Origin of the sequence: Bifidobacterium castoris (assembly GCF_003952025.1) — a bacterium.
Lineage (GTDB): Bacteria > Actinomycetota > Actinomycetes > Actinomycetales > Bifidobacteriaceae > Bifidobacterium > Bifidobacterium castoris.
On sequence record NZ_QXGI01000004.1, the window covers coordinates 107,365 to 130,945 of the forward strand.

The 23,581-nt window shown below is 65.0% G+C and carries 18 protein-coding genes; 11 read left to right on the forward strand and 7 right to left on the reverse strand.

Annotation, left to right across the window (positions count from 1 at the left end; genetic code table 11):
* Nucleotides 1-442 precede the first annotated feature (442 nt).
* The 5 genes from D2E22_RS06040 to D2E22_RS06060 all read left to right on the forward strand — a co-directional run bounded on the left by D2E22_RS06040 (nt 443) and on the right by D2E22_RS06060 (nt 6,526).
* Nucleotides 443-2,581 carry a PASTA domain-containing protein gene (locus D2E22_RS06040; protein WP_126032204.1) on the forward strand — a complete coding sequence of 713 codons (2,139 nt, stop codon included), beginning with the start codon at nt 443-445 and terminating at the stop codon, nt 2,579-2,581.
* An 888-nt stretch (nt 2,582-3,469) separates the two neighbouring features.
* Complete coding sequence (locus D2E22_RS06045; RefSeq protein WP_126032300.1) at nt 3,470-3,958, forward strand: DUF4186 family protein; 489 nt, start codon at nt 3,470-3,472, stop codon at nt 3,956-3,958.
* Between the two features lie 44 nt (nt 3,959-4,002).
* Nucleotides 4,003-4,593 carry an HAD family hydrolase gene (locus D2E22_RS06050; protein WP_126032205.1) on the forward strand — a complete coding sequence of 197 codons (591 nt, stop codon included), beginning with the start codon at nt 4,003-4,005 and terminating at the stop codon, nt 4,591-4,593.
* Between the two features lie 143 nt (nt 4,594-4,736).
* Nucleotides 4,737-5,591: a hypothetical protein gene (locus tag D2E22_RS06055; RefSeq protein WP_126032206.1), complete on the forward strand. Its 855-nt coding sequence runs from the start codon at nt 4,737-4,739 to the stop codon at nt 5,589-5,591.
* A 59-nt stretch (nt 5,592-5,650) separates the two neighbouring features.
* Nucleotides 5,651-6,526 (forward strand): hypothetical protein, encoded by an 876-nt coding sequence (locus D2E22_RS06060; protein ID WP_126032207.1) that lies wholly within the window; start codon nt 5,651-5,653, stop codon nt 6,524-6,526.
* Between the two features lie 72 nt (nt 6,527-6,598).
* Here the strand turns inward: D2E22_RS06060 and D2E22_RS06065 are convergent, their stop codons facing one another.
* Entirely contained in the window at nt 6,599-6,961 is a 363-nt protein-coding gene (locus tag D2E22_RS06065; RefSeq protein WP_126032208.1) for a DUF488 domain-containing protein, read from the reverse strand.
* 183 nt (nt 6,962-7,144) lie between these two features.
* Between D2E22_RS06065 and D2E22_RS06070 the strand changes: the two genes are divergently transcribed.
* The 5 genes from D2E22_RS06070 (at nt 7,145) to D2E22_RS10680 (ending at nt 15,432) form a co-directional block, all read left to right on the forward strand.
* Nucleotides 7,145-8,707, forward strand: a complete 1,563-nt coding sequence (locus D2E22_RS06070; protein WP_126032209.1) for a DUF3375 family protein — start codon at nt 7,145-7,147, stop codon at nt 8,705-8,707.
* Nucleotides 8,704-9,936, forward strand: coding sequence for a DUF4194 domain-containing protein (locus tag D2E22_RS10675; protein ID WP_241218243.1), 1,233 nt, complete (start codon nt 8,704-8,706; stop codon nt 9,934-9,936). Before D2E22_RS06070 ends, D2E22_RS10675 begins: the two co-directional genes overlap by 4 nt.
* Nucleotides 9,937-9,989: 53 nt before the next feature.
* A complete protein-coding gene (locus D2E22_RS06080) occupies nt 9,990-13,478 on the forward strand; it encodes an ATP-binding protein (protein WP_126032301.1) in 3,489 nt (1,162 codons plus the stop codon).
* Nucleotides 13,478-14,656, forward strand: a complete 1,179-nt coding sequence (locus D2E22_RS06085) for a DUF3322 and DUF2220 domain-containing protein (RefSeq protein WP_126032210.1) — start codon at nt 13,478-13,480, stop codon at nt 14,654-14,656. The genes D2E22_RS06080 and D2E22_RS06085 overlap by 1 nt, the downstream gene beginning before the upstream one ends.
* 137 nt (nt 14,657-14,793) lie before the next feature.
* A complete protein-coding gene (locus D2E22_RS10680) occupies nt 14,794-15,432 on the forward strand; it encodes a DUF4190 domain-containing protein (RefSeq protein WP_241218246.1) in 639 nt (212 codons plus the stop codon).
* A 528-nt stretch (nt 15,433-15,960) separates the two neighbouring features.
* Here D2E22_RS10680 and dtd read toward each other — a convergent pair.
* The 6 genes from dtd to D2E22_RS06120 all read right to left on the reverse strand — a co-directional run bounded on the left by dtd (nt 15,961) and on the right by D2E22_RS06120 (nt 22,094).
* Entirely contained in the window at nt 15,961-16,440 is a 480-nt protein-coding gene (gene dtd, locus D2E22_RS06095) for a D-aminoacyl-tRNA deacylase (RefSeq protein WP_126032211.1), read from the reverse strand.
* 97 nt (nt 16,441-16,537) lie between these two features.
* Nucleotides 16,538-17,437 (reverse strand): carbohydrate kinase family protein, encoded by a 900-nt coding sequence (locus tag D2E22_RS06100; RefSeq protein WP_126032212.1) that lies wholly within the window; start codon nt 17,435-17,437, stop codon nt 16,538-16,540.
* 117 nt (nt 17,438-17,554) lie between these two features.
* Complete coding sequence (locus tag D2E22_RS06105; RefSeq protein WP_126032213.1) at nt 17,555-18,778, reverse strand: ROK family transcriptional regulator; 1,224 nt, start codon at nt 18,776-18,778, stop codon at nt 17,555-17,557.
* Between the two features lie 225 nt (nt 18,779-19,003).
* Complete coding sequence (locus D2E22_RS06110) at nt 19,004-19,690, reverse strand: NAD(P)H-binding protein (RefSeq protein ID WP_126032214.1); 687 nt, start codon at nt 19,688-19,690, stop codon at nt 19,004-19,006.
* 296 nt (nt 19,691-19,986) lie between these two features.
* Nucleotides 19,987-20,514: an NUDIX hydrolase gene (locus D2E22_RS06115; protein ID WP_126032215.1), complete on the reverse strand. Its 528-nt coding sequence runs from the start codon at nt 20,512-20,514 to the stop codon at nt 19,987-19,989.
* Nucleotides 20,511-22,094: an aminopeptidase P family protein gene (locus D2E22_RS06120; RefSeq protein ID WP_126032216.1), complete on the reverse strand. Its 1,584-nt coding sequence runs from the start codon at nt 22,092-22,094 to the stop codon at nt 20,511-20,513. The genes D2E22_RS06115 and D2E22_RS06120 overlap by 4 nt, the downstream gene beginning before the upstream one ends.
* A 308-nt stretch (nt 22,095-22,402) precedes the next feature.
* Between D2E22_RS06120 and D2E22_RS10685 the strand changes: the two genes are divergently transcribed.
* Nucleotides 22,403-23,560 (forward strand): SNF2-related protein, encoded by a 1,158-nt coding sequence (locus tag D2E22_RS10685; protein WP_206431379.1) that lies wholly within the window; start codon nt 22,403-22,405, stop codon nt 23,558-23,560.
* Nucleotides 23,561-23,581: the final 21 nt, after the last annotated feature.

Below are 23,581 nucleotides of genomic sequence, written 5' to 3' on the forward strand. Positions count from 1 at the left end.
GGCTTTCAGCGAGGGGGTGCGCGAGGACACCCACTCCAAAATCGCAGATACGGCTCCAGGATGCTTTTTGTACGCATACGCAATCTGGGTAACAAAGAGGACAGCAAGATGAAGTCGCTGGTAAAATCAGAACGCTCGGGCAGAGGAGGAGACCCCGATGAGAGAAGAGAAAACGTCGGAGACATGTTCGCGCTGCGGGGCGTATCGCGCTCCGGACGCTGAATTCTGCCGTAACTGCGGTGGCAAATTGCGGGCGGCTATGGATTCCGTTGATGTAACGACCGTTGCGAAGGGAGCGATGCCGCCAATTCCCGCAGTGCCGTTGCCGTCGGTGCCACCGCCGACCGAAATGGGGGCGCCGCCGCCACCTTGCCCGCCTTCCGGCGATCATATGAAGGCTTCGGCCCGCAATCCACGCAAATTGCCGCTGACGATCATCGCGATGGTTGTCTTTGCGCTGCTCGTGGTCACCGGATGCGCCGTCACCTATAACCTGCATCTGTGGGGAAGCCATGCGGTGCCGTATTTCAGCGCGGATGACGAGATCCTGTCGGCAGACGATGTGCTCGCCCGATTGCAAGGTGATCGTTTCAACGCGAAGAAACGTCAGGAATTCAGCAAGGAGAAGCGTGGCGCGTATCTGAGGCTTGACGGCGTACAGGAAGGCGAGCGGGTCGAACGCACTCAGGAAATCACCGTCGTCGAATCGCTCGGGCCCGGCGTGCCGGAAGGGACCGTCGGCGAAGACGAGGGGACGGCGACGAAGATTCTGTCCGATATGGGCGTGCCTGTCACGAAGTACACGATGGTGTCGGACGATCCGGGCAAAGTCGTCGCCACGTTCCCGCAGGACGGACATGCGTTGGAAAAGCGGGACGACACCGCGAAGACGCCTGCGACGAAGACGGATACCGGCGAAGCGGATGGAACGGATACGGGAACAAGCGGGGGTGAGCCCGCCCCCGATTCGCTCGATGGCATCAAGTTCGTCGTTGGGGTCAAAGGCGATGGCGTGCCGGTGGAGGTCTATGGCATGGCGCAGGCCGAAGCCGAGGGTCTGCTCAAATCGCGTGGATTCGAAGTCGGGACGAAACTAGTGCCCGCCGACCGCGACATGATCGGCAAGGTGGTGCGCACCGAACCGCAGATCGGCAAGGAGTCGGCGGCCTCCCGGGCGACGATGTACATCGGGGCGAACGCGAAGGATCTGCGTGCGTCGATGATGATCACCGCCGACGGTGTCGAGGAGAGCGAGCTGTATCACGGCAAGACACCGTCCGATTTGTCCACGCTGATCGGGCAATGGTGCACCGACGCCGGCGATTGCATCGAACTGGCGCCAACGGATTCCATCGATGAGGGAACACAACCGGTGTGCTACCTGCAGATGAAACGGGACGGCGAACACGTCGGCGCAGAACGACTGGACAACCTCCCCAGGGTGCACTATATGCCCGACTATGACGTGGACAAGCCGGAAGGGGCGTTCAGACACCAGCTCGGCACCGGAACCACCGGCGTCCTGGACATCTACGACACGAACCAGCTCGCGCTATGCGGCACGCAGCCAAGGAACGGCGTCGGCTGGTATTGCGACCACGGCACCCCGAAGAACTGGGAGGAGTCGGATGACGACGGCCGGCGACACGAGGACAGCGGACTGGTGTATCGCATGAGCGATTATCTGATCGTTGTGCCGGTGGACGCCGACATCGCGAGTGTGAGTCGAAGCGGGTATTTCGTGCAATCCGACGAGAAGGCGGAGGAGGCGGATGCCGACCGGCCGTATCTGCTGATTCGCGACCCGCAGCTCTATGATGCCGACGACCGCGAAGTGAGCGCCCTCTCCACGGATGGTGGGACGGCGGTCAATCCGTTCATCCCGACTGAATCCGGCTCTCCGAAGATGAAATTCGCTCCGGCTCCGAGCGCCGAATCCGCGTATTACCTCGTGCAGTCGTCACCTTTCGATTGGACGGCGATGGGTGAGGGTGAAGCGGTCTGCGATGAGCAGGGCTGCGACGTGGCGACGAAGGCGCCAGCGAAGCAGAAGGCCGCCGACATGACGATCGCGCAGATCCGATCCGCGGCCAAACGCGGCGATTTCACTCCGATCGCCGGCAGGTACTGTCAGAAGAAAACCGGTGACTGCCTGACGTTGGACGATGACGGCACGGTAACCGGTCCGCGCAGCGGCTATGTAAAGCATGACGCGATGTCGACGACACTCACCGTCCAGTCGTCGGTGAGGGCAACGTGGTTCCCGGAAGGCACGGTGAAGGATCATGCGCTGGAATTGAAGGCGCCGGAATCGGACACCTACTGCATGAACGATCGCGCCGGGGAGAACCAAGGGGAGGCCTGTCTGTCCGGCGACTACGCCTACGGTTCCGACATCCGGCAGTCGCTTACTCTGACCTATTACGCGAAGGGCCTTGATCTTCTGCAGCATGACGAATACGACCAGTACGCCTTCTACGGGGTGACGCCGCCGGATCCGGACACGCCGTTCCTGCATCGTCCGGAAGCACTGCGGCCGCCGCCTCCCGCCGACGAAAACGTCTACTACCTCGTCGACTGACCTGCAAACCGTCCGATTTCCCTGAAAATTCGCCGCGGTGGGTGGGCCGCCGCGGCAAAACGGTTGCATCTGGGAATCCGCCGAACCGTGGTGCGTGTTCTGACTCATGGAGGTATACGGGCTTGCTGAGAAGGGTTGCCGTTGCTGCTGGTTGAGTTGGCTGTTTGCGCGGAGGCTTGAGTGCATTTGCGATTTTGGGGTGGGTGTCCTTGGAGAGTTTCCGATGATCTGTGCGGTTCTTATCGGTTTTGCGCGTAAACCGCACAGATTGGGGCTTTCAGTGACGGGGTTTGCGAGGACATCCACCCCAAAATCGCAGATACGGCGCTGGAGACAATTTGGCGAGTGCTCTCGTGGGGACGGGGACGGTCACCAGCCAACCCACCCTCGGCACCGGCATCGACTGGAACGAATTCCACATCGCCACCCGATACCCAGACACCACCGCCTAGAACTCTAAATCAACACAAAATGACCTATATGCCCATTTACCGGATTAGAGTAGTGCGGCTACGGCAGTCACAGTCGTGGATTCGCTCGTCGCGCAGAAGGGCATATTCGACGAACACTCGCGCTGCGGCGGCGTCGGCGGATTCGGCGGGAATTGACGTCAAGCCGCTGCCTCTTCGACGAGACGGCGGCCGTGTGTCCGCAGTCGCGCAGACAGGGATTGGTCACGGCCATGCCGATTGCGGTGATGAATGCACCGCCCCGGGAAGCTGATTCCGGGCTCCGCGGACGGCAACGGCGGAATGCCGCCCGTGGCCGACGAAAACGTCCACTGCCGTGTCGACTGACCTGAGCCCCGTCCGATTTGCGTGAAGATTCGCCGCAGCAGGTTGCCCGCCACGGCGAAACGACTACGCTTGAGGACCTATGGGACATGACATGCCGGTTCAGGGGACGACGCCAGAACCCGTCGGAGATCCGCAATGGGTCGCGTGGACGCTGCGACGGCTGTCCGGCTCGCCGTTCCGTGCGAAGTTCCGGCTGTCGGACGCCGACCGCGCCTATGCGCGCGCGAAGGGCAGGGCGACGATCGACCGTCACGCCCATGAGATGCTGCGTACCCGCGTCGGCGGCGCCCAGCCGATCAAGGACGGCAAACAGACGCCGTGGAAAGGTCATCCGGTGTTCGCGGCGCAGCATGCGACGGCCACCTGCTGCCGTGGCTGCATCATGCGCTGGCACCGCATCCCCAAGGGCCGCGCTCTCACCGATGCCGAGGTGAACCGGCTCGCAGCGCTCGTCATGGCGTGGATCGACCGCGATCTGCGCGACCATCCGGCGCAACCGGAACCGCCGGCTGAGATCGTGAAGAGCACCACGTCGCAGCCGAAGGCGGCCCCGACCGCGTCGATGGAGCCGTTGTTCTGATCCGCGATCAGCCGGCGCGCCGCGCCGCTGCTACGATGGCGGCTGTGCCCAATGAATCCCTCGAATCCCAGCACAGCGGACCTTCGGCCACCGCCGTCGTCCTCGACTATTTCGGTGCGCTCGTCGACTGGCGTCCCGAGCGTGTCGTCGGCATGTTCTATCCGGCCGGCGTGACCGCGATGTTCTTCGACGCCGACGACCCGCACGGCTACGACCACTATCGCCGCCGTGCCATCGAAGGTTGGGGCGACGAACGGATCATCGATGACTATTCGCGTGAGCATGGCCCCGCCGTCGGCTGGATCATGCGGTTGCTGCTCGAGAACCGCATGCTGGGCTTCTACGACATGCCCGACGGCGTCCCGACGCGGCTTCGTGAACTGCACGCCGCCGGCGTCCGCCTGTACGGCTTCGCGAACTGCTCGAGCGGCGCCGTCGCCCTCATGCATGAGAAATACCCCTGGCTGAGCCTGCTCGACGGCACGATCGACGGTCGCCTGACGCCCGAGGAAACCCTCGTCGCCTTCGACCTCGACCCTGACTCCACCGCATTCGTCACGACCGACCCCTCCCGCGCCGCCGCCCTCATGAATGCCGGTCTGCATGTGACGCAAGCCTTGCCGCCTTTCGCTTGATGTGCATATCGGTGCTGTATCAACCGTGTATGCCACGCTGATACGGGATGACATGGTTCCTTCGCAATGACGATGCACACCATGATGGATGTTTCGTGGATGATTCCCAACATGATGTGGAACGCCGGAGTCGACTCCATACAATGAGGGCGGCAACTGTTTGGGACTTTGGCGACGGGAAGAGCACTGCTATGGGGAAACCGCATTACACCATGGACGATAAGGCCCAATGGGCGTGGGATCATGGCGGCCATATGGACAACGGCATTCGAGATGATCATGGTCGATTGATGGCCATCCCTCATCTGACACGGGTGGAGGATGACGATAACGACTATGACGAGCGGGGCGCTGACAGCGGTTCCGGTGGAAGTCTCGCCGCCGCCGTCGTGACTGCGGCCGCCGTAATTGGCATTGCCGGAATTGCTTCCATGTTTTCCGCTCGCAGGGAGGCAAGACGAAACGAGATCGCATTGCAGGAGCGTCTTGCTGCCGAAACGCAGCATCAGCAGGAGCTTCGCAAGTTCGAACGCAGCCGCATGCGGCAGAAGATGAAGCGTAAACTGGCCGAACAGCGTCTGCAGTTCGAACAGGAGAAACTGTCCATGGAGACCGACCGCAGGATGGCGGCGGAAAGGCGTGAGCAGCAGGCATGGCAACAGGTAACCGAGCAAAGGAACCTGACGGAGAAGATTCTTGACCAGCATGAGGCGCAGCTGCGGCATGACTGGCAGATTCAGCAGCAGTTGCTGCGATCGCTCGAACAGGAACGTGAAATGCTGCTGCGTCAGCAGGAGCAGATGACCTCCCAGTTGCAGATCCTGCATGATTTGTTGCGGACCGAAGCGGCGCAGGAAGCAACGATGCGCACGACCCGTGTCCAGATTGAGATGCTCATGCTGTCCATGCAAGGCGTGCATGCGCGTATCGAGGAGAATCACGAGCGCTATCAGCAGGAACAAAGTCTCTTGTTGGCATTGGAGAGCGAGACGAAGTAGCGAGGCGCGTCTGCTTGGATGCTTTCACTGCGCTATGAGTGACGCCCATTCAGGATGCAATGAACGATGATCGATTGACTGCGGGGGATGCAATGAAAAAGAAGACGATGATGGCCGAATCGCCGATGGACACGCAAGACGCGACGGACGTGGCAATCGAGGCAATGAATCTGTATGAGATGGGGGAGCATGCGCGGGCATTGCGATTGACTCGGCAGTATCTGGCTTCAGATGGCGAAGAGGATGCGGAGGTATGGACCTTGCACGCGATGTTGGCGATGGAACTCGATAATGTCGCCGAAGCCGATGCGGCGATCAGTTGCGCGGAAGATCTTGTTGCCGACGATGAACTCGCGATGGAAGTGCGTTCATTGGTGAACGAACGCAAAAGACTGGCTCTGGGCGCGAAGAACCTGCACGAGCAGTCTTGGCGTGCGGATGGCAATGACGTTGAAAACGGATTGGCGCTGCATCGGTCGCTGCGCGCCATCGGACAGGTCGAGGAAGCCAATGCGCTGGAGCGGCAGCTGCGCCTGCGTTTTCGTGGCGATGACCATGTACGAGCCGCACTGAACGACGCGCGATTCTCCGACAGTTGGATCCACGCGCGAACGTCGCAATCGAAGGCAGCCTCGGCTACATCGGATGGACGGCCGTTGGCGCGGCACGGTTTCACGGCGTGGCTGAAGCGCTTCCTCAATGTAACCGAGCAGGGAAGGAACCCGTTCGCGGGACTCGGCTTCGGGCAAAAGATGGTGCTGGGCGGCAAATGGATGCTGGCCGTAATCTGCATCTGCCATGTCGCCGCGGTCATCGTCGGCGCGCTCGCCGTATGCGTGATGGAGCCAGCCGGATGGCTCCTCCTCGGAGTCGCCGCCCTGGTCATGACCTCGAAAGCGCGAGGGAAGCAGCATGGACGCCGCAAAGAGGAGTGAGCCGACTTATGAAGCTTATGAAGCTCCGTTCAGACATGAAATGAGACGTCGAAGTCATCCCGTCTCCGTGACCTACTTCGCTGCCATGCGCTCCTCGAGGTAGTCGCGCAGCAGACGGGCGTGGTTGACGTCCGGGTCTCGCGCGCCATAGATGAGCGTGACCTTCGGATGGTCGCGGATGATCCGCTCGAGCTGCTCGACCGCCGGGTTCGCGTCGAGCTCGAGCCGGTAGCTTTCAGCGAACTCGAGAATCCGGTTCGGGTCGTGGCCCCACGCCTTGCGCAGCTCGGTGCTCGGAGCGATCTGCTTCATCCACAGGTCGAGATGCTCGCGTTCCTTGGACATGCCGCGCGGCCACAGCCGGTCCACGAGGATCCGGTAGCCGTCGTCCTCGTCCGCCGGCGCATACGCGCGCTTGATCGTCAACTCCGTCATACCCGCCAGTCTAGGATTCGCATCCGGCTGCGCAACCGATGTTCGCCCGTCACGCAATGGTTCCGTATCTGCACCCGGATCACCGTTGCCTCATCGGTCCGCGCGCCGCGCTTTCGCTACAATGGAAAATGGCATGTCCACGGACGAACGGACGTGCGGAATGATGTGAGAGAAAGGCGGCAGATGGCGGATGTGAGGACCGAGCTCGCGCAGTTGCGGCCTGTGTACGAGACCGGCGTGCTGCGCATGCTGCTGCACAAGTACGCGGACGTCTACATCGCGATGCTGCGTTCGTGCTTCGATCCGCTGACCGCCGAGGTGCCACAGGAGCGGCTGCTGTCGAGGATGCGCGAGGCGATCGGCGAACTGGCCGCCGCCGGCGAGTACGCGCCGCGCGAGGGCGAGGACGACATGATGGCCGCGCGCCGCATCCTCAAGGAGCTCAAATCCGAGGATGCCGGCGACTATGCGTGGATCGCCGACTCGATGGACCGGCGCCAGCACCGCGTCATGTGCCGCCTCACGCAGCGCGCGCACCGCGCGATCGAGGCGCTCGCGACGTTGCAGCGGCGCACCGTATCGCTCTCCGGCGCGCAGGTCAATTCGATCATCATGGAGATCGAGAACGCGCGCAAACAGCTCACCGTGAACGTCGGCGAACGCATCGAGTTGCTGGAGGACGAGATCGCGCAACGCCAACGGCAGATCGACGAGCTCAAGGCGCACGGCATCGAGGACCGTCCGACGCGCGAGCAGGTCTCCGACATCATCAACGTCGTCTACAACACGCTGCGCGGCGTGCCGGTGGATCTGCGGGAACTCGTCATCGCCGAGCGCGACAACGGCGACGCGCTGCGCCGGCGCATCGACGACGGCACGATGAGCGGCGACGAGATGCTCACGTTCTACCATGAGCAGTTCGACCGTGTCTACAACCTCAGCGACGAGGGCCGCCGTTTCAACGACGCGTTCCAGGTGATGTACGCGCCGGAGAGCCGCGCCGAACTCAACGAGGCGCTGCAGGACATCTCGAACAGCGAATGGCTGCATGGCGAAGCCGACGACCTGATGAGCGTCGTCAACCGCGAGTTCGACGACATCTACCGCGGCATCGACGACGTGCGCCGCCAGATCCGCGTCACCGACGAAAGCATCCGCCTGATCGTGCGCCAGCAGACCGATATGCAGTTCCGCACGATGTCGCGCAGCCTCGCGCGGCTGTTCACCCGGTTGAGTGACGAGGCGCGCACGAAGTCGAGGCGTCGTTTCGACGCGGGCGTCGCCGAGGCGTCGCTGCCGACGCTGCGCCGACGCCCGAGGCGGACGCCGGCGCGGGCCGTCGCGCCGGCGATCGCGGAGACGTCGGCCGCCCCGATCGCCGATCTGGCCACGATCGTCGCGGCCGGCGGCCCGCGCGTGCGCCACATGGTCGCTCTGATCGCCGCGAACCCGGTGCGGGTCGGCGCCGACGTGGACATGGCGGCGAGTTTCAACGCGTTGCCCGCCGACGAACGCAGGGAAAGCGAGGTCGTCGGTTTCCTCAGCTATTTCGGCGGCGAAGGCGATGCGGAGACGCATGACGGCGATGATGAACGCGTCTGGCGCTGCGTCGGCGCCGACGGCCGGGAACGCCGCTGGCGCACGCGTGCGCTGCTCGTGCCGCAGCGGGCGCTCGACGGTTTCCTCGAGGAGACGGACGCGGCGCCGATGGCGGCGACCGTGCGCGGCGACGGGGCGGCGGCATGACGGACGACGGCGTGAACGACGACATGACGAGTACGACGGGCCAGGCGACCGGGCCGACGATGACGGATGGAAAGGTGGCAGAGGCGATGACGAAGCACAACGATGCCGACGTGGACGCCGGCGTCGTCTCCGCGGCGAGCGGCGGCGACTGGCGGGAGGGCGTCGACGACGGGGCCGGGGTCGCCGACCTCGCGAACGTGCACGCACTGTTTGACGGCGACATCGGCGACATGCCGGCGCCGGCGCGTGAGGCGGCGATCGCGCTCAAGCGCAACCGCGCGATCAGCGGCGAGCTGTACCGGCAGGCGCGCGAGTACATGGACGACGTGCGCCGTTCGCTCAACAACGACCTGCTCGTGCCGGTCGTCGACGAATACTACGGCGTCATGTACGCCGAGCCGATCCGGGCCGACGAGTACGCCATCCGTTCGCTCAAGACGCGCGTGACGCTCAGCGCCGAGGAGGCGGCGGTCGTCGCGATGCTGCGCCGCAAGGTGCTCGAATACGAGAACGTGGGCGTCGACGCCGCCTCGTGGATCGTCTCGCGCGAGGAGATCGTGCAGGCGTTGAGCGTCGGCGGCGGTCCCTTCGCCGGCCGCAACAGCGAGGAGGCGGTCGTGCAGCGCGCCGACCGGCTCATCGGCGCGATGCGCACCTACGGGTTCCTCGAGGACGGCGGCGACGACATGATGTACGTGATCACGAAGCTCGTACCGGTCGTGCTCAACGCAGATCGCATCAACCGCTGGCTCGGCCTGGACGACGAACATGACGCCGCGGATGACGATGTCGCCGATGACGACGCCAACCGCGACGCCGCAGCCGTCGGCGACGACGACGGACACGCCGAAACGGAAGCCGCGACGCCGGACACGGACGTCGATATGGCCGCGACGCGCGCGCCGCGGACGTCGGCTCACGCGGACGATGTGGACGCCGACGGCGACTTTGGCGACATCCTCGGCATCATCGGCGCGTCCAGCGCCGCACCCGACGAGCGCGACGAGGACGACGATGCGACCATTGTAACTGACGGCATCGTAACCGACATGACCGCAGCCGACGATGCTGCAGCCGACGATGAAACGACTGCGGAAGCCACTGCGGACGACGGCGACGCGGACGATGTGGACGACGACTCCGTCGCCGACGGCAACGCGGATAGCGGAACCGCCGACGACGTATCCGCAGGCGCGAGAAGCACGACGACTGAGGAGGTGCTGTTTTGAGCGGGACGACCGATGAACTGTATGCGCCGATCGAGCTGCTGCCGCAGCATTGGATGCTCAAGGAACGCCAGCTCGTCAACTGGGGGTCGTACGACGGCCGCCACATCTTCCGGCCGTCGATGGCCGAGGACGGCACGGTGACATTGCTGACCGGACAGAGCGAATCGGGCAAGTCAACGCTCGTCGACGCTCAGGTCTCGCTGCTGTACCCGGCGAACGCGGCCTTCAACAAGGCGTCGAACGCCGGCCGCTCCGACCGTTCCGACTACTCGTACCTGCTCGGCCTGCGCGGCATCCGCAACAACAACGGCCACGACGAGCCGCTGTACCTGCGCGGCCACGACGCGAACGGCGACCCCTACGCCGTCTGGGGCGCGATCGTCGACGAATACGAGGACACGGCGAACAGCGGATCGCTGTGGATCGCGAAGCTCATGTGGCTGCCGGCGGACGGCGCGTCGGAGTCGATGACGAAACTGTACGCCGTGTCCGAGCGTCCGATAGACCCCGTCCTGCTGGACGCGCGACGCGACGAGAAGTTCACGATCCCTCTGCTCAAGCAGCTCTATCCGGGCGTCGTCGCCTACAACTCGGCCAAGCAGTTCCACGAGGACGTCTGGAAACGCTTCGGGCTGACCGAGGCCGCGTGCAGGCTGCTGCACCGCATGCAGGCGTCGGACGCGCCGTCGCAGCTCGACGACATCTTCCGCAAGGGCGTGCTCGACGAACCGCGCGCGATCAGGTCCGGCCGCGACGCGGTCGAGGACTACGAGCAGTACGCGCAGAACTTCTCGAGCATGGAGCGCAACCGTGCGCGCGTGCGCCAGCTCGAGGCGATCATCGACGAATACGGCCAGTACGAGTCCGCTGACTCCGGCGTGCGTGCGCTGCGCGCGATCGATCCGGAACGGGACGCCGCCGCCGAACTGCGCGCGCAATGGCTTGACATGCGTCTGACGCAGGACGTCGTCAACGTGCTTCCGGAATACGAGCGCCTCGCCGAACGCAGCGCCGAAGCCGCCGACGGGACGCATGCGCGCGTCGCGCGGCTCGAAGGCGAGGTCGCCTCGCTCACCCGCCAGCTCAGCGGCTCCGGCGGCGACGAGATCGAGGGGCTCGAGCATGACCTCGCGCAGGCGAAGCGGGATCTGGGGCAGGTAGCCGAACGCGCCGAGAAGCTCGCGCCGTACTTCACGAAGGCCGGCGAGGAGCTGCCCGGGACGCGCGAGGAATGGCAACGGCTCGCCGATGACTATGCGGCGCGCGAACGCGAATACGACGCGCGGCGCGAGACGCTCAAAGGCCGGCAGTACGAGGCCTTCACCGCACACAAGCAGGCGCAGGAGCGACTCGACGAACTCAACAGGGACTATGCGCGCAAGGAGCGTTCGCGCACGCGCATCACTAAGGAGATGGACGAGACGCGTGCGATGATCGCGCGCGCCACCGGACTGCCGGCCGCCGAACTGCCGTATGTGGCCGAGCTGATGGACGTCGCCGACGACGCCGAGGACTGGCGCGCCGCGATGAACGTCGTCTACGCGCCGATCGCGCCGATCCTGCTCGTCGACCGCCGTCACGAGGACGGCTTCGCGGCGAAGGTCTCGACGATCCCGCGCGAGGCGATGCCGCGGCGCAACTGGCAGTTCGTCGACGTCGACGACGCTGCGGACGCCGCGCCGCGCTCAGGATGGCTCTCCGGCAGGCTCATGTTCAACGACGAGTCGCCGTTCGCCGCGTGGGTGCGCCGCCGCGTCTGCGAGCCGCGCACCGATGCGCGATGCGTCGAGGCGATCGACGACCTCGACGAGGACGGCCGTCAGGTGCAGCGCGACGGCCAGATCAAGGACGGCCGCCGCGGCAGCCATGGCACGAAGGGCATGACGCAGGTCATCGGCTTCGTCACCGAAGGCTACCTCGCCGAGCTGCGCCGCGAGATCGGGCAGGCCGGCGATGCGCTTGCGCATGCGCAAGCCCGGGTCAAGGAGCTCGACGCCGAGTCACGCAGGCTCGAGGACGCCCATGCGCTCGCCGAACGGCTGCACGACTACAGCTGGCAGGACGTCGACGCGAATGGCGTGCAGTTGCGGATCGAGGCGCTGCTGGCGAGGATCGACGAACTGAAACACGATCCGCAGATCGCGCAGATCAGCGCCGCGCTCGAAGCCGCCCAAAAGGAACTCGCGAAGGCACGTGCCGCCGCATACGGCGCCGAGGACGACCAGCGGCGCGCACAGGCGGCGCTCGCTGCATCACGCAAGTGGATCGCCGACCGCGAACAGCAGATCCGGGACGGCGCCCCGGCCGTTGACGAGGCGTGCGCGACGCTGCTCGAACGCTGCTACTTCGCCTATTTCGGCGACGGCACAAAGGAGGCCGGCGAACGCGTCCGCCGCCTGCTCGCCCTCGACGACCAGGCGAACGGCTCGCACGGCGGCCATGCACGCGCGAACGCGACGTCGGCGCGTCGATTCGTGGAGCTCAAGGCGTCCATCACCGACGGCGTGCGCGCCAGGATCGGCGAACTCGCCGCGCAACGCGAAGCCAGACGCCGCTCGTGCGAGGCGAGCATGCGCACCTATCTCGACCAGTACGCGTCCGGGGACGCGCGCATCAGCGCCGACGTCGAGAACGCGAAGTACTTCATGCACGACTTCGAGGAGCTCAGACCGAACATGATCGGCGACGAGGCGGTGCACGTCGAGTACTTCAACTCGCTCAACAAGATCTACCAGGACCTCGCCGAGCTGCAGCAGATGCTCAAGGTCGACACGCAGCGCATCCGCGAGCAGATCGACAAGATCAACCGGCTGCTCGAACGCTATCCCTTCGGGGCGCGGCACGGTCGGCTGTCGATCGTCGTGCAGGTGGATGGGCCCGATCCGGCGTTCCTCGCCGCGCTGGGCAGGCAGGTCGAGCAGATGAGCGCGTTCCGCGAAGGCGGCAGCCGCGACGTCGACCGTTGCAGGACGTTGTTCGCCCGGTGCGCGCCGTTCATCGCGCAGCTCAAGGAAAGCTTCGACGACTCCGCCGGCAACGGGCACGGCAACGCGAATCTCGATCCACGCAGACGTTCGCGTTTCTACGGATCGGTCGCGCACGCGGATGGCCTGACCGAACGCATCAACTCGACCGGCGGCGGTTCCGGCGGCTATCTGCAGGAGCTCACGTCCTTCGCCTACGGCGCGGCGCTGATGTACCTGCTCGCCAACGACAACGCGACGCGGCCGTCCTACGCGACCGTCTTCCTTGACGAGGCGCTCATCAAGGCCGACGGCCAGTACACGCGCCGCGCGCTGAGCGTATTGCCGGGACTGGGCTTCCAGGTCATCGTCTCGGCGCCCGAATCGAAGACGAACGAGATCATGGGATCGGCGTCGAAGACGGTCATCGCGAGGAAGGACCCGGACAGCGGGCGCACGATGCTCGAGATCGCGCTCATCGATGGCGACGGGAAGACGATGGATGGTGTCGGCGGTGGAGGGGCGGCCGATGTCTCCGAAGCCGGCGCGCACGACGGGGACGACAAGGACGACGCGTGATGAGCGGCACGCGCGCCGCGCATCCGCAAGGTACGGCGACGCCCGACGATCTGCGTGCATGGGTCGCGCGGACCGTCGAGCGTGAGATGTTCGCCATCGACGATCCGTGGCCGCGCACGAAGGCGGTGCGTTGGCCGAAGGAAGCGACGCTCATCGCAGACGTCAACGCCGTGCACGACGCGAACAACGCGCTCAAGGACTTCGCCGCGCGCCACGGCTGCGACGTGACATGCACGGCGCGGCGGCTCGGCGCGCGCGTCATGCTCGTCGACCACGTCACCGTGCCGGACGAGCGCACCGCGCTCGCGATCGCCGGAGCAACGCTGCGGCGTGAACGCGAACGGACACTTGTACGCGCCGCGCAGCTCGCGCGGGAGTGCAGCGTGGCGCCGGCGATTGCGATGCAGGCGGTGCAGCGGCTTCGCGACGAGACGGACGTCGATTTCGCGCTGTTCGCGAGGGCGGCCGCATGGTTCGCCGCGCATCGCGACGATATCGCATCGATGACGGCGCGCGAGGTGCCGCTCGAGGGGTTCTCGGCGAAATGGCTCGGCGGCGCGCGCTCGCGGCGGCGGTCGGCGATCTGCATGGTGCTCGGCGTCGACACGCTGCCGTTGCGCGAACGTCCCGACGAGCTGCGCTACCGTTACCTCGATCCGGCGGCCGCCGGCGAGCCTGACCGCATCGCCGTGACGCCGCAACACACGCCGGAACGGCCGGTGCGTCGCGCGATCATCGTCGAGAACAAGGACACCTATCAGGCGATGCCGGCATTCTCCAACGCGGTATGCGTGTTCGGCTCCGGCTTCGCCGCCGTGCGCGCGGCGAGGCTGCTGCCGTTCCTCACCGATTGCGACGTCGTGTACTGGGGTGATCTCGATGCCTCCGGTTTCGAGATCCTCTCCGCCGTGCGGGCGTCCGGCATCGACTGTACGAGCATGCTGATGGATCGGGAGACCTACGCATACTCCATGCGCTTTGGTACAGGACTTGATGCGCGCAGCCACGCAATCGGCGTGCGTGAGCCGCTTGCGCGCGCGGCGATGCGGCTCGACGACGACGAATACGCGCTGTACCGCACGCTGTGCGGGGTGGGGGAGGCGGGGGTGCCGCGCATCGAGCAGGAACGCATCCCGATTGCGCACGCAGTCGCGGCGTTGCGGTCGATGGGCTGGTGAGACCGGCGCAAGGCGATGGGCGTGCCGTGGATCGTATGCCAAGGAGACGGGCCGCATGCGGGAACGGATTGTGAGGGTCGTGCGTACGATTCGCGGTCAATGCGCGGGATTTTCGGAGGTCCTTTAGGATGGAGGGCATGGCAAACGAGAATGGACCCTCGCCGATGGACGCGATGGGCGGCGACGCCCAGGTCCCGTACGGCGATGCGGTGAAGGGACACGACGACGATGCTGCCGCCGGCGCCGGCATGACGCCGAGGCAGCCGGAATACGGCGCCTACGCCAATCCAGGGATGAGCGACGACGAACGCTATCCCTTCGGCAAACCGGAGGAGCCGGCGGCGAATGCTGCGGCGCAGCCCGGACAGCCGGGGCAGTATCCGCAGGCGCCCTATCCGGGTGTGCAATACCCGGACGGCCAGCAGCAGGGCGCGCCGTACGGCGGCCCTTACGGGCAGCAGCCCGGCGGTTACTACGGTCAGCCGGACCCTTACGGAACGAACCGCCAACGCTACCAGAGCTATGAGCGGCGTACCGGGACGCCGGAAGGCAACGGCTATGACGGCATGTGCATCGCCGGATTCGTGATGTCGCTGATCATTCCGCTGTTCGGCCTCATCTTCTCGATCATCGGGCTCGTGAACGTGCGGCGTACCGGCAAGCGCGGACGCGGATTCGCGATCGCCGGGATCATCATCAGCGCGCTGTCGATGCTCATGTCGTTCCTGATGCTGAGCACCGGCATGCTGCAGCACATGATGAACATCCTGATGTGATGTCGCGTGTGGCGCGGGACGCCTAAGGCGCATGCCATACGCCATACGGGACACTGAGGCGCGTGGAAGTGCGCCCTGCGGCGCATGCATACGCACTGCAGGACGCTGGGGCGCGAAGTAGCGTCACGCAGTGCGCGCGCATACGCGATGTGAGACGCTGGAGCGCCGGGGTGCGGCACGGATTGCGCATGCATACGCTGCGCGGGACACGGGGTGCATATGTGCTCCCCGAGGGCGCATATGTGCGCAGAGTAGGGCGCTGGGGCACCGGCGCGCGTGCCGGCGCGCGTATGCGTGCGCTGGGCGTGACGCTGAGGTGGGGCGGTGTGTGCCGGAGCGCGTACGGATGCGCTGGGCGTGACGCTGGGGCGCCGGTGCGCGTGCCAGAGCGCGTATGCGTGCGCGGTGCCGTACGCATACGCACCGGTGGTGGTGTATAGTGATGTGCATCCGCGTTTCCGCGGGTGACTGCGGGAAGAAGTACGGGAATTCGGGCGGCGATCGGTGACGGTCGCCGCCCGAATTGCGTCAGATGCCGAGTTCCTCGGTGTCGAAGAGAATCGTGACGGGGCCGTCGTTCGTCAGCGACACGTTCATATGCGCGCCGAAGCGGCCGGTCTTCACGTCGAGTCCCTGCGCGCGCAGCGCATCGTTGAACCCGAGCCAGACCTCTTCGGCGTGCGCGGGCGCGCCGGCGGCGACGAAGCTCGGGCGGTTGCCCCTGCGCACGTTGCCATAGAGCGTGAACTGCGAGATCGACAGGATCGCGCCGCCGACGTCGTGGATCGAACGGTTCATCCTGCCGTCCTCGTCATCGAAGACGCGCAGATTCGCGATTTTATGGGCGAGCCACGCGACCTGCCGCTCGCCGTCGGCGTCGCTCACGCCGACGAGCAGCATGTAACCCACGCCGATCCGCTGTTCGGGGAAGGTCGGGTCAATCTCGCCGGTCGTCTCGTCGGTCACGGTCACGGACGCCCGACTCACTTTCTGCAATACAACGCGCATGCCTGCACTGTAGCGCGGCCGGCGGAACGGCGATGGCGCCCCGCGGCGGGTTGCCACGGGGCGCGTCGGCGCGCAATGCGCGGGGCGCGGATGCGGCTCATTGGCCGAGGATGTCCTTGAGGTAGTCGGGCATCGTCTGCGGATAGGCCGGCCATGCACCCTCCTGCGTGCACACGAACGCGGCCGTGTTGACGGCGGTGCGGTGCGCCAGACCGAGCGAATCGCCCGAGAGGATGCGGCCAGTGAAGGTGCCGGAGAATGAGTCGCCCGCGCCGACCGTGTCGACGACGGTCACGCGCGGCGTGCTCAGCGTCGAGATCTCGCCGTCGTTCGACATGATCGTCGAGAACGTCGCGCCGCCGGTGAGGATCAGGTAGCGCAGGTCGTACTGCTCGATGAACCATTTGCAGGCCTCTTCGTCGGAGGTGTCCTCGATGCCGAACATGCCGCGCAGCAGCAGCAGCTCCTCGTCGTTGATTTTGAACACGTTCGCGTATCCGAGCATCTCCTCGATGAGCTTCTTCGAATACATGTCGCCGCGCAGGTTGACGTCGAAGAACCTGAGCGCGTCCTTCTTCGTGTGCTTGAGCAGTTCGATGATCGTGTCATGCGATTCGGGGGAGCGCAGCGCGAGCGTGCCGAAGCACACGGCGTCGGCCTGCTCGATGATGTCGATGAGCTGACGGGTGTAGGAGATGTGGTCCCAGGCGACGTTCTCGACGATCGTGTACTCGGGGATGCCGTTCTTGAGCGCGACCTCGACGGTTCCGGTCGGCCATGCGTTGCGCTGCAGGACGGCGTGGATGCCGGACTTCTCGGCGGCGATTGCGAGCTCGTCGCCGAGGTCGTCCTCGCCGACCGCGCTGATCGAGTACGCCTCGGCGCCGTTCATCATCGCATGGTAGGCGAAGTTGACCGGCGCGCCGCCCGCGCGCTTGCCGGTGGGGAGCATGTCCCACAGGAGCTCACCGAGGGAGACGACGATTGGCTTGGCCATGATGACCCTTCTTTCTTCTGTTGGTTGTTGATGGGTTGGTCTGTTGTGGTTGGTCGTTGATTGGCGGATCGGCCGGCCGGGTCCGGCGTCCGGGGGGGGGGGAGACGTGCGGATACGTCAGTCGCCGCGTCGTCGCCGCGCAAGGTCGGCGAAGCGTGACGGCTGCTCCAGGAACGCGGTGATCGCGACGGCGGCCGCGCCGGTGACCGCCGCGTCGGTCGGCAGTTCGGAGAGCGTGACTGCCGTCGTCTCCGCCAGCTCGGGCAGCACGCGGTCGTCGACGACATGCATGGCCGCTTCAAGCAGCGGCGCGCCGGCATGCGAGACGATGTCGCCGATGATGATGCGCCGCGGATTGAAGGCGTTGATGATCGTGACGAGACCGTATCCGACGTACGTGCCGGCGCGGCGCACGAGTTCGAGGGCGCGCGCGTCGCCGTTCGAGGCGAGCGTGAACAGCGCCTCGCACGCCTCGATGTGCGTCATCCGGTCGGAGCCGGCGACGATGCCGCCGTCCTCGTCGAGCGTCGCGTCGAGCGCCTCGTGGATCGCGACGGCCGAGCAGTAGCGTTCGAGGCAGCCGTAGTTGCCGCAGTCGCAGCGCCTGCCGTTGACGTCGATGCTCACATGGCCGATCTCGGTGGCGGTGCCGCGCGCGCCGTCGATCGTATGGCCCCGTTCGACGACGCCGAGGCCGACGCCTTCGCCGATCAGATAGTACGCGAGGTCGTCCTGCGCGTCGTCGGCGCCGAACAGCTGCTGCGCGAGCGCGCCGGCGCGTGCGTCCTGTTCGATGAACACCGGCACCGCGAAGGCGTCGGCGAATTCGGCGGGGAAGTTGACGTCGCGCCACTGCCGCATCGACGAGACGACGGCCGTGTGCCCGCAGTCGCGCAGATAGGGGCCGGGCACGGCCATGCCGATCGCGACGACGGTGTTGAAGCGCGCCATGATGCGCCCGATGAGCGCTTTGAGGGACGCGATCATGTCCGCGATCGACGGATGGTCGGCCGTCATATCCACCCAGATCTGCCGCGCGTCGCCGGCCAGGTCGAACAGGCCGACCTGGATGAGGCTGCGGGCGAACTTGACGCCGATGACGTGGAAGCGCTCCGGATTGAGCAGCAGGCCGATCGAGCGGCGGTTGCGAGCGCCTTCGATTTCGCCGGTCTCGCCGATGAGGCCCTCGTCGATGAGTTTCGCCGTGATCTTCGTGATCGCGGCGGGCGTCAATCCGAGCGCCTTCGCGATCTGCGCGCGCGAGGAGACGCCGTTGTTGTACAGGAAGCGCATGACGCGCGAACGGTTGTACTCCGACTGGTTGGGTTGCTCGGCCGCCATCGCGCCTCCCTGTGTCCGCCGCCGCGTCCGTGGCTTCCATAGCCGCGGACGTTATTTGATTAACTGCGTTAAATGTTAACGTCGTTAATTTATGATGGCAAGTCGACACGCCGAGGCGTGGGGGGATGGATACGACGACGGCCGGCGTCGCTCTGCTGCATTCATGCAGACGCGGCGCCGGCCGTCACGGTCGGAGAGGAAGAGTCGGCGGAAGAGCCGCCTGTGTCACTCGGACAGGTGCTCGGTCGAATTCGACAGCATCCACGACGGACGGTCGCCTTCGGTTCCCGGCTTGTCGAGGCCGATCGATGCGCGGAGCTCCTCGCCCGGATTGAGCAGCAGCGTGACGACCTCGCTCGCGACGGACTTGCGCGACACCTCGGTGCCCCGGAACAGTTCGCCCTTCTCGGTGGTCTCGAAGTCCACCTCGTCCTTGTCGGTCAGCCATGCCGGGCGGATGATCGTGTACTCGAGGTCGCTCGCCTCGATGACGTCGGCGGCCTTGCGGTAGTTGATCAGGTAGTCGCCGAGGATGCGCGCGTTCCACGCGCCGAACTCGCCGGGCACCTCGCCGTGGATGCCGAGCGACGAGATCCAGATCAGGCGCTTGACGCCGGCCTTGTCCATCGCGGACACGGTCGCCTTCGCCATCGGGATGATGTCCTCGCTGCCGTCGCGGCCGCCGGCCAGATTCGCGTAGACGGCGTCGGCGCCTTCGATCGCCGGCAGCACGTCGGCTTCGGACTTCGCGTCGCCGGTGACGACGGTCACATGGTCGTTGTCGAGCATCGCGGCGCCGAGCTCGTTGTCGCGGTGGATGAACAGCGTCAGTTCGATGTCGTCATGCTCGAGCAGCATCTGCTCGGCGATGCGCGCGATGCGTCCGTTCGCTCCGAGAATCGTAATCTTCATGGGTATCACCTCGTATGATCCGGGCGCCCGTCGGGGCGTCGATGGTGGCGGACGGGGCATGTGGCAGCCCTCGACCGCATTGCTGCCGTTCATCTTAGGATGGTTCGGACGATGATGCGCCGTGCTTGCTCTCAGCTCATTTTTGCGAAAACTGGGTCCGGCCGCGCCGCGGTGTCGAGCCGGGACGCGATGTTGTGCGCGAACGGATGAATCGGGAATACGGCATGCGCATCGCCGACTCCATCCCCTTGGCGGCGTCCGGGCGATGACGGCCGCCACCAAGCGGACGAAGCGGGTCAGCGGCGGATCGTCGTGCCTCGGAACGTGAACTGCGCGCGGGCGTCGCCGTCGTTGCGCCGGCGCAGGAAGTCGCGCGCGGCCGCGATGCGCTCGCGCGAGCTCGCCGTCATCGGCTCGGGCAGCTCGTCGGGGTCGAACCAGCCGACCGACAGCGATTCGTCGTCGGCGACGCGCGGCTCGCTGCAGCCGTCGGGGGCGACCTCGGCGACGAACAGATGGTCGAGGTACTGCGTGCGGTCGCCGTTGGCGTAGACGGTGACATGGTCGTCGGCTTCGACGGAGACGAGGTCGGTGACGATGACGTCGACACCGGTCTCCTCCTTCGCCTCGCGCGCGACCGTGTCCGCCGGCTGCTCGCCGGGCTCGATGATGCCGGAGACGAGCGCCCACTTGCCGGTGTCCGAACGTTGTTCGAGCAGCAGCAGACCGTTGTCGTCGACGATGTACGCGCAGACGCCCGTGAGCCATAGCGGCGCGTGGCCGATATGCTCGCGCAGTTCGAGGATGAACGTCGGCGTCGTCATCGTGCGTCCTTCGCGCCCTCGGCGGCCATCTGCGCCATCCAGGCCTCGACGTCGTCGATCTGCTTGGGGATGCCGGCGGAGATCCATTCGGGGCCGTCCTCGGTCATCAGCACGTCGTCCTCGATGCGGATGCCGATGCCGCGGTATTCCGGCGGGATCATCAGGTCGTCCTCGCGGAAGTAGAGCCCCGGCTCGATCGTGAACACCATGCCCGGCGTGATCTTCGCGCCCTGATACGACTCGTAGCGGGCCTGCGCGCAGTCGTGCACATCGAGGCCGAGGTGGTGCGCGACGCCGCAGGCGAGCCAGCGGCGATGCTGCTGGCCTTCCGGGGACAGGCTCTCCTCGACGTCCACCGGCAGGATGCCCCAGTCGTGCAGGCGCTCGGCGATGACGCGCATGCAGGCGTGGTGGATGTCGGAGTAGGTCGCGCCCGGCTTGGCGGCCTCGAAGCCGGCCTGCTGCGAGTCGAGCACCGCCTGGTACAGCTTCTTCTGGAAGTCGGTGAACCTGCCGTTCGTCGGGAACGTGCGCGTGATGTCGGCGGTGTACAGGGAGTCGACCTCGACGCCGGCGTCGATGAGCAGCAGTTCGCCGGCGTCGACGGTGCCGGTGTTGCGGATCCAGTGCAGGATAGGCGCATGGGCGCCGGATGCGATGATCGTGTCGTAGCCGACCTCGTTGCCCTCCTCGCGCGAGACCGAGTTGAACGCGCCTTCGAGGATGCGTTCGGAACGCGGCTTGCCGAGCGCGCCCGGCAGCTTGCGCAGGATGTTGTCGAAGCCGTGCTTCGTCGCGTCGACGGCTCGGCGGATCTCGCGTACCTCGAAGTCATCCTTCGCCATGCGCGCCTCGGAGGCGAACTCATGCAGCCTGTCGTCGCGCACCGTGTTGTCGGCCTCGTCGGGCAATCCGTGCCCCTCGCGCAGCTCATTCACCGTCGCCGTGACCTGCGGGTCGGTCTCGCGGATCACGCGCAGCCGCACGGCGCCGGCCTCGGCGCCGACGTCCTTGCCGAGCATGTCGGACAGCTGTGCGATGTCATGCGTCTCGATGCCGGTCATCGCCTCGAGCTCCTTGAGTCCCGCGCGGGGACCCACCCAGTACTCGCCGTAGTGCGGGTCCTTGAAGAAGTCCTGTGTGTAGTGGTCGGCGCGGGGCGCGACGAACAGCATCGGCGTGTGCGTGCCGTCGGCGTCCGGGTCGAGCACGAGCACGGCGCCCGCCTCGTAGTCCTGGCCGAGGCCGGTATAGTAGGAGAACGCCGAATCGGGGCGGAACGCATAGTCGCAGTCGTTGTTGCGCACCTTCGGCTGCCCCGCCGGAATCACGAGCCGCTCGCCCGGAAACGCCTCGCTGAGCGCCTGCAGGCGCGCGGGAATGTAGTCCGCCGACTCGAGACGCTCCATCTCGGGCTCGTTGTCGTCCCACCCACTGCTCATGAACTCGACGAACGCGTCGGAACGCGGGCGCAGCGAACGGTTGTTCACGCGGTCGCCCATCGGCTGGTCGTCGCCCGGCGCGTTCGCCTCCTCGCGCGCCTCATACTGCTTGTCCTGCTCCGTGATCACTTCACTCATATCTGCTCTTTCTGCGCGGTTTGGCTCCAATACGAACATATCCGTTGCGCAACATGGTAGTCACGGGCCGGAACTGTTTGTGCGGCGGTAGAAGCAGATAGTGATAAGTATGTGCATGGTTTTGTAGATGGTCGCTGAACATGGGTGTTCAATTGGAGAGACGGACACGGCAATAAGTTGAAACCATGCACTGACGTTGTTATGCTCAATACCGTTATATTGCACGTATATCGCACGTTTTCCGAGGAGGGACTACGAACATGGGGCGCACGGCTGGGGAGATGCCAACGTTGCCAGACGTTGGCAGTGTGGTTGAAGTACGTGGTGCCACATGGGCCGTGACTGACGTTACTGAACAGCGAATATCTCGAAGCCCTGCGGATGAATACATTCAGGGAACACAGCATGTGGTGTCGTTGCAATCCATTGAGGAAGACCGCATGGGCGAGGAGCTCTCTGTTGTGTGGGAGCTGGAAGTCGGTCAGACCGTGTTGCCGGATCAGGGATTGCCGAACCTTATCGATGTGCACTCGTTTGATGATCCTAATCGGTTGGGCGCGTTCGTCGATGCCATGCGATGGGGTGCTGTTACGAATGCAGACGCGAAACGATTCCAGGCGCCATTCCGTACTGGTGCCACTCTTGAACCGTACCAGCTTGAACCGTTGCGCCGCGCGCTCTCCGCACCGCGAGCCAATCTGCTCCTTGCCGACGACGTGGGTCTTGGCAAGACGATTGAGGCAGGCATGGTTGTGGAGGAGCTGCTCTTGCGCCATCGTGCCCGCACTGTCATCATTGTGTGCCCACCGTCGCTATGCATCAAGTGGCGTACCGAAATGCTTGAGAAGTTTGGTCTTGATTTCACCATTGTGAATGCCGAAACCCTCGCTGATACGCGCCGACGCTATGGATTGGGCTCGAACCCGTTGCGCTTGTATCCGCGCGTCATCATGTCCATGGCATGGATCTCCTCGATTACCGCACAGCGCATGCTCAACGAAGTGTATGCGCAGGCGGATGCAAACTCAGTGGCAAACCGTTACTCGTTTGACATTCTTGTTGTGGACGAGGCACATCATGTGGCACCGGCTGCCCCATCGTCGAGTCGTGTGCGTGGCTATGCCGTGGATTCGAATCGCACGCATAATGTTCGTAAACTTGCCGAGCATTGCGAGCATCGTCTATTCCTGTCCGCCACACCGCACAATGGCTATACGGAATCGTTCACCGCGCTGCTTGAGATGATTGATTCACGCCGCTTTGCCCGTGGCGCCTCCATTGATGAGAAGGCATTGGCAGATGTGGCTGTGCGACGACTCAAAACAAGCATTACAAGTCTCAACTTCAAGGAACGGCAGATTGAGAGCCTGCCCTTCACTCCAACGGATGATGAAGTGGAGCACTATACGCTGCTTCAGGACATTCTGAATCGCACTGAACGTGATCGGGGGGGGGGTAGCCCATAAAAGCGCATTAGGCGTAACTGC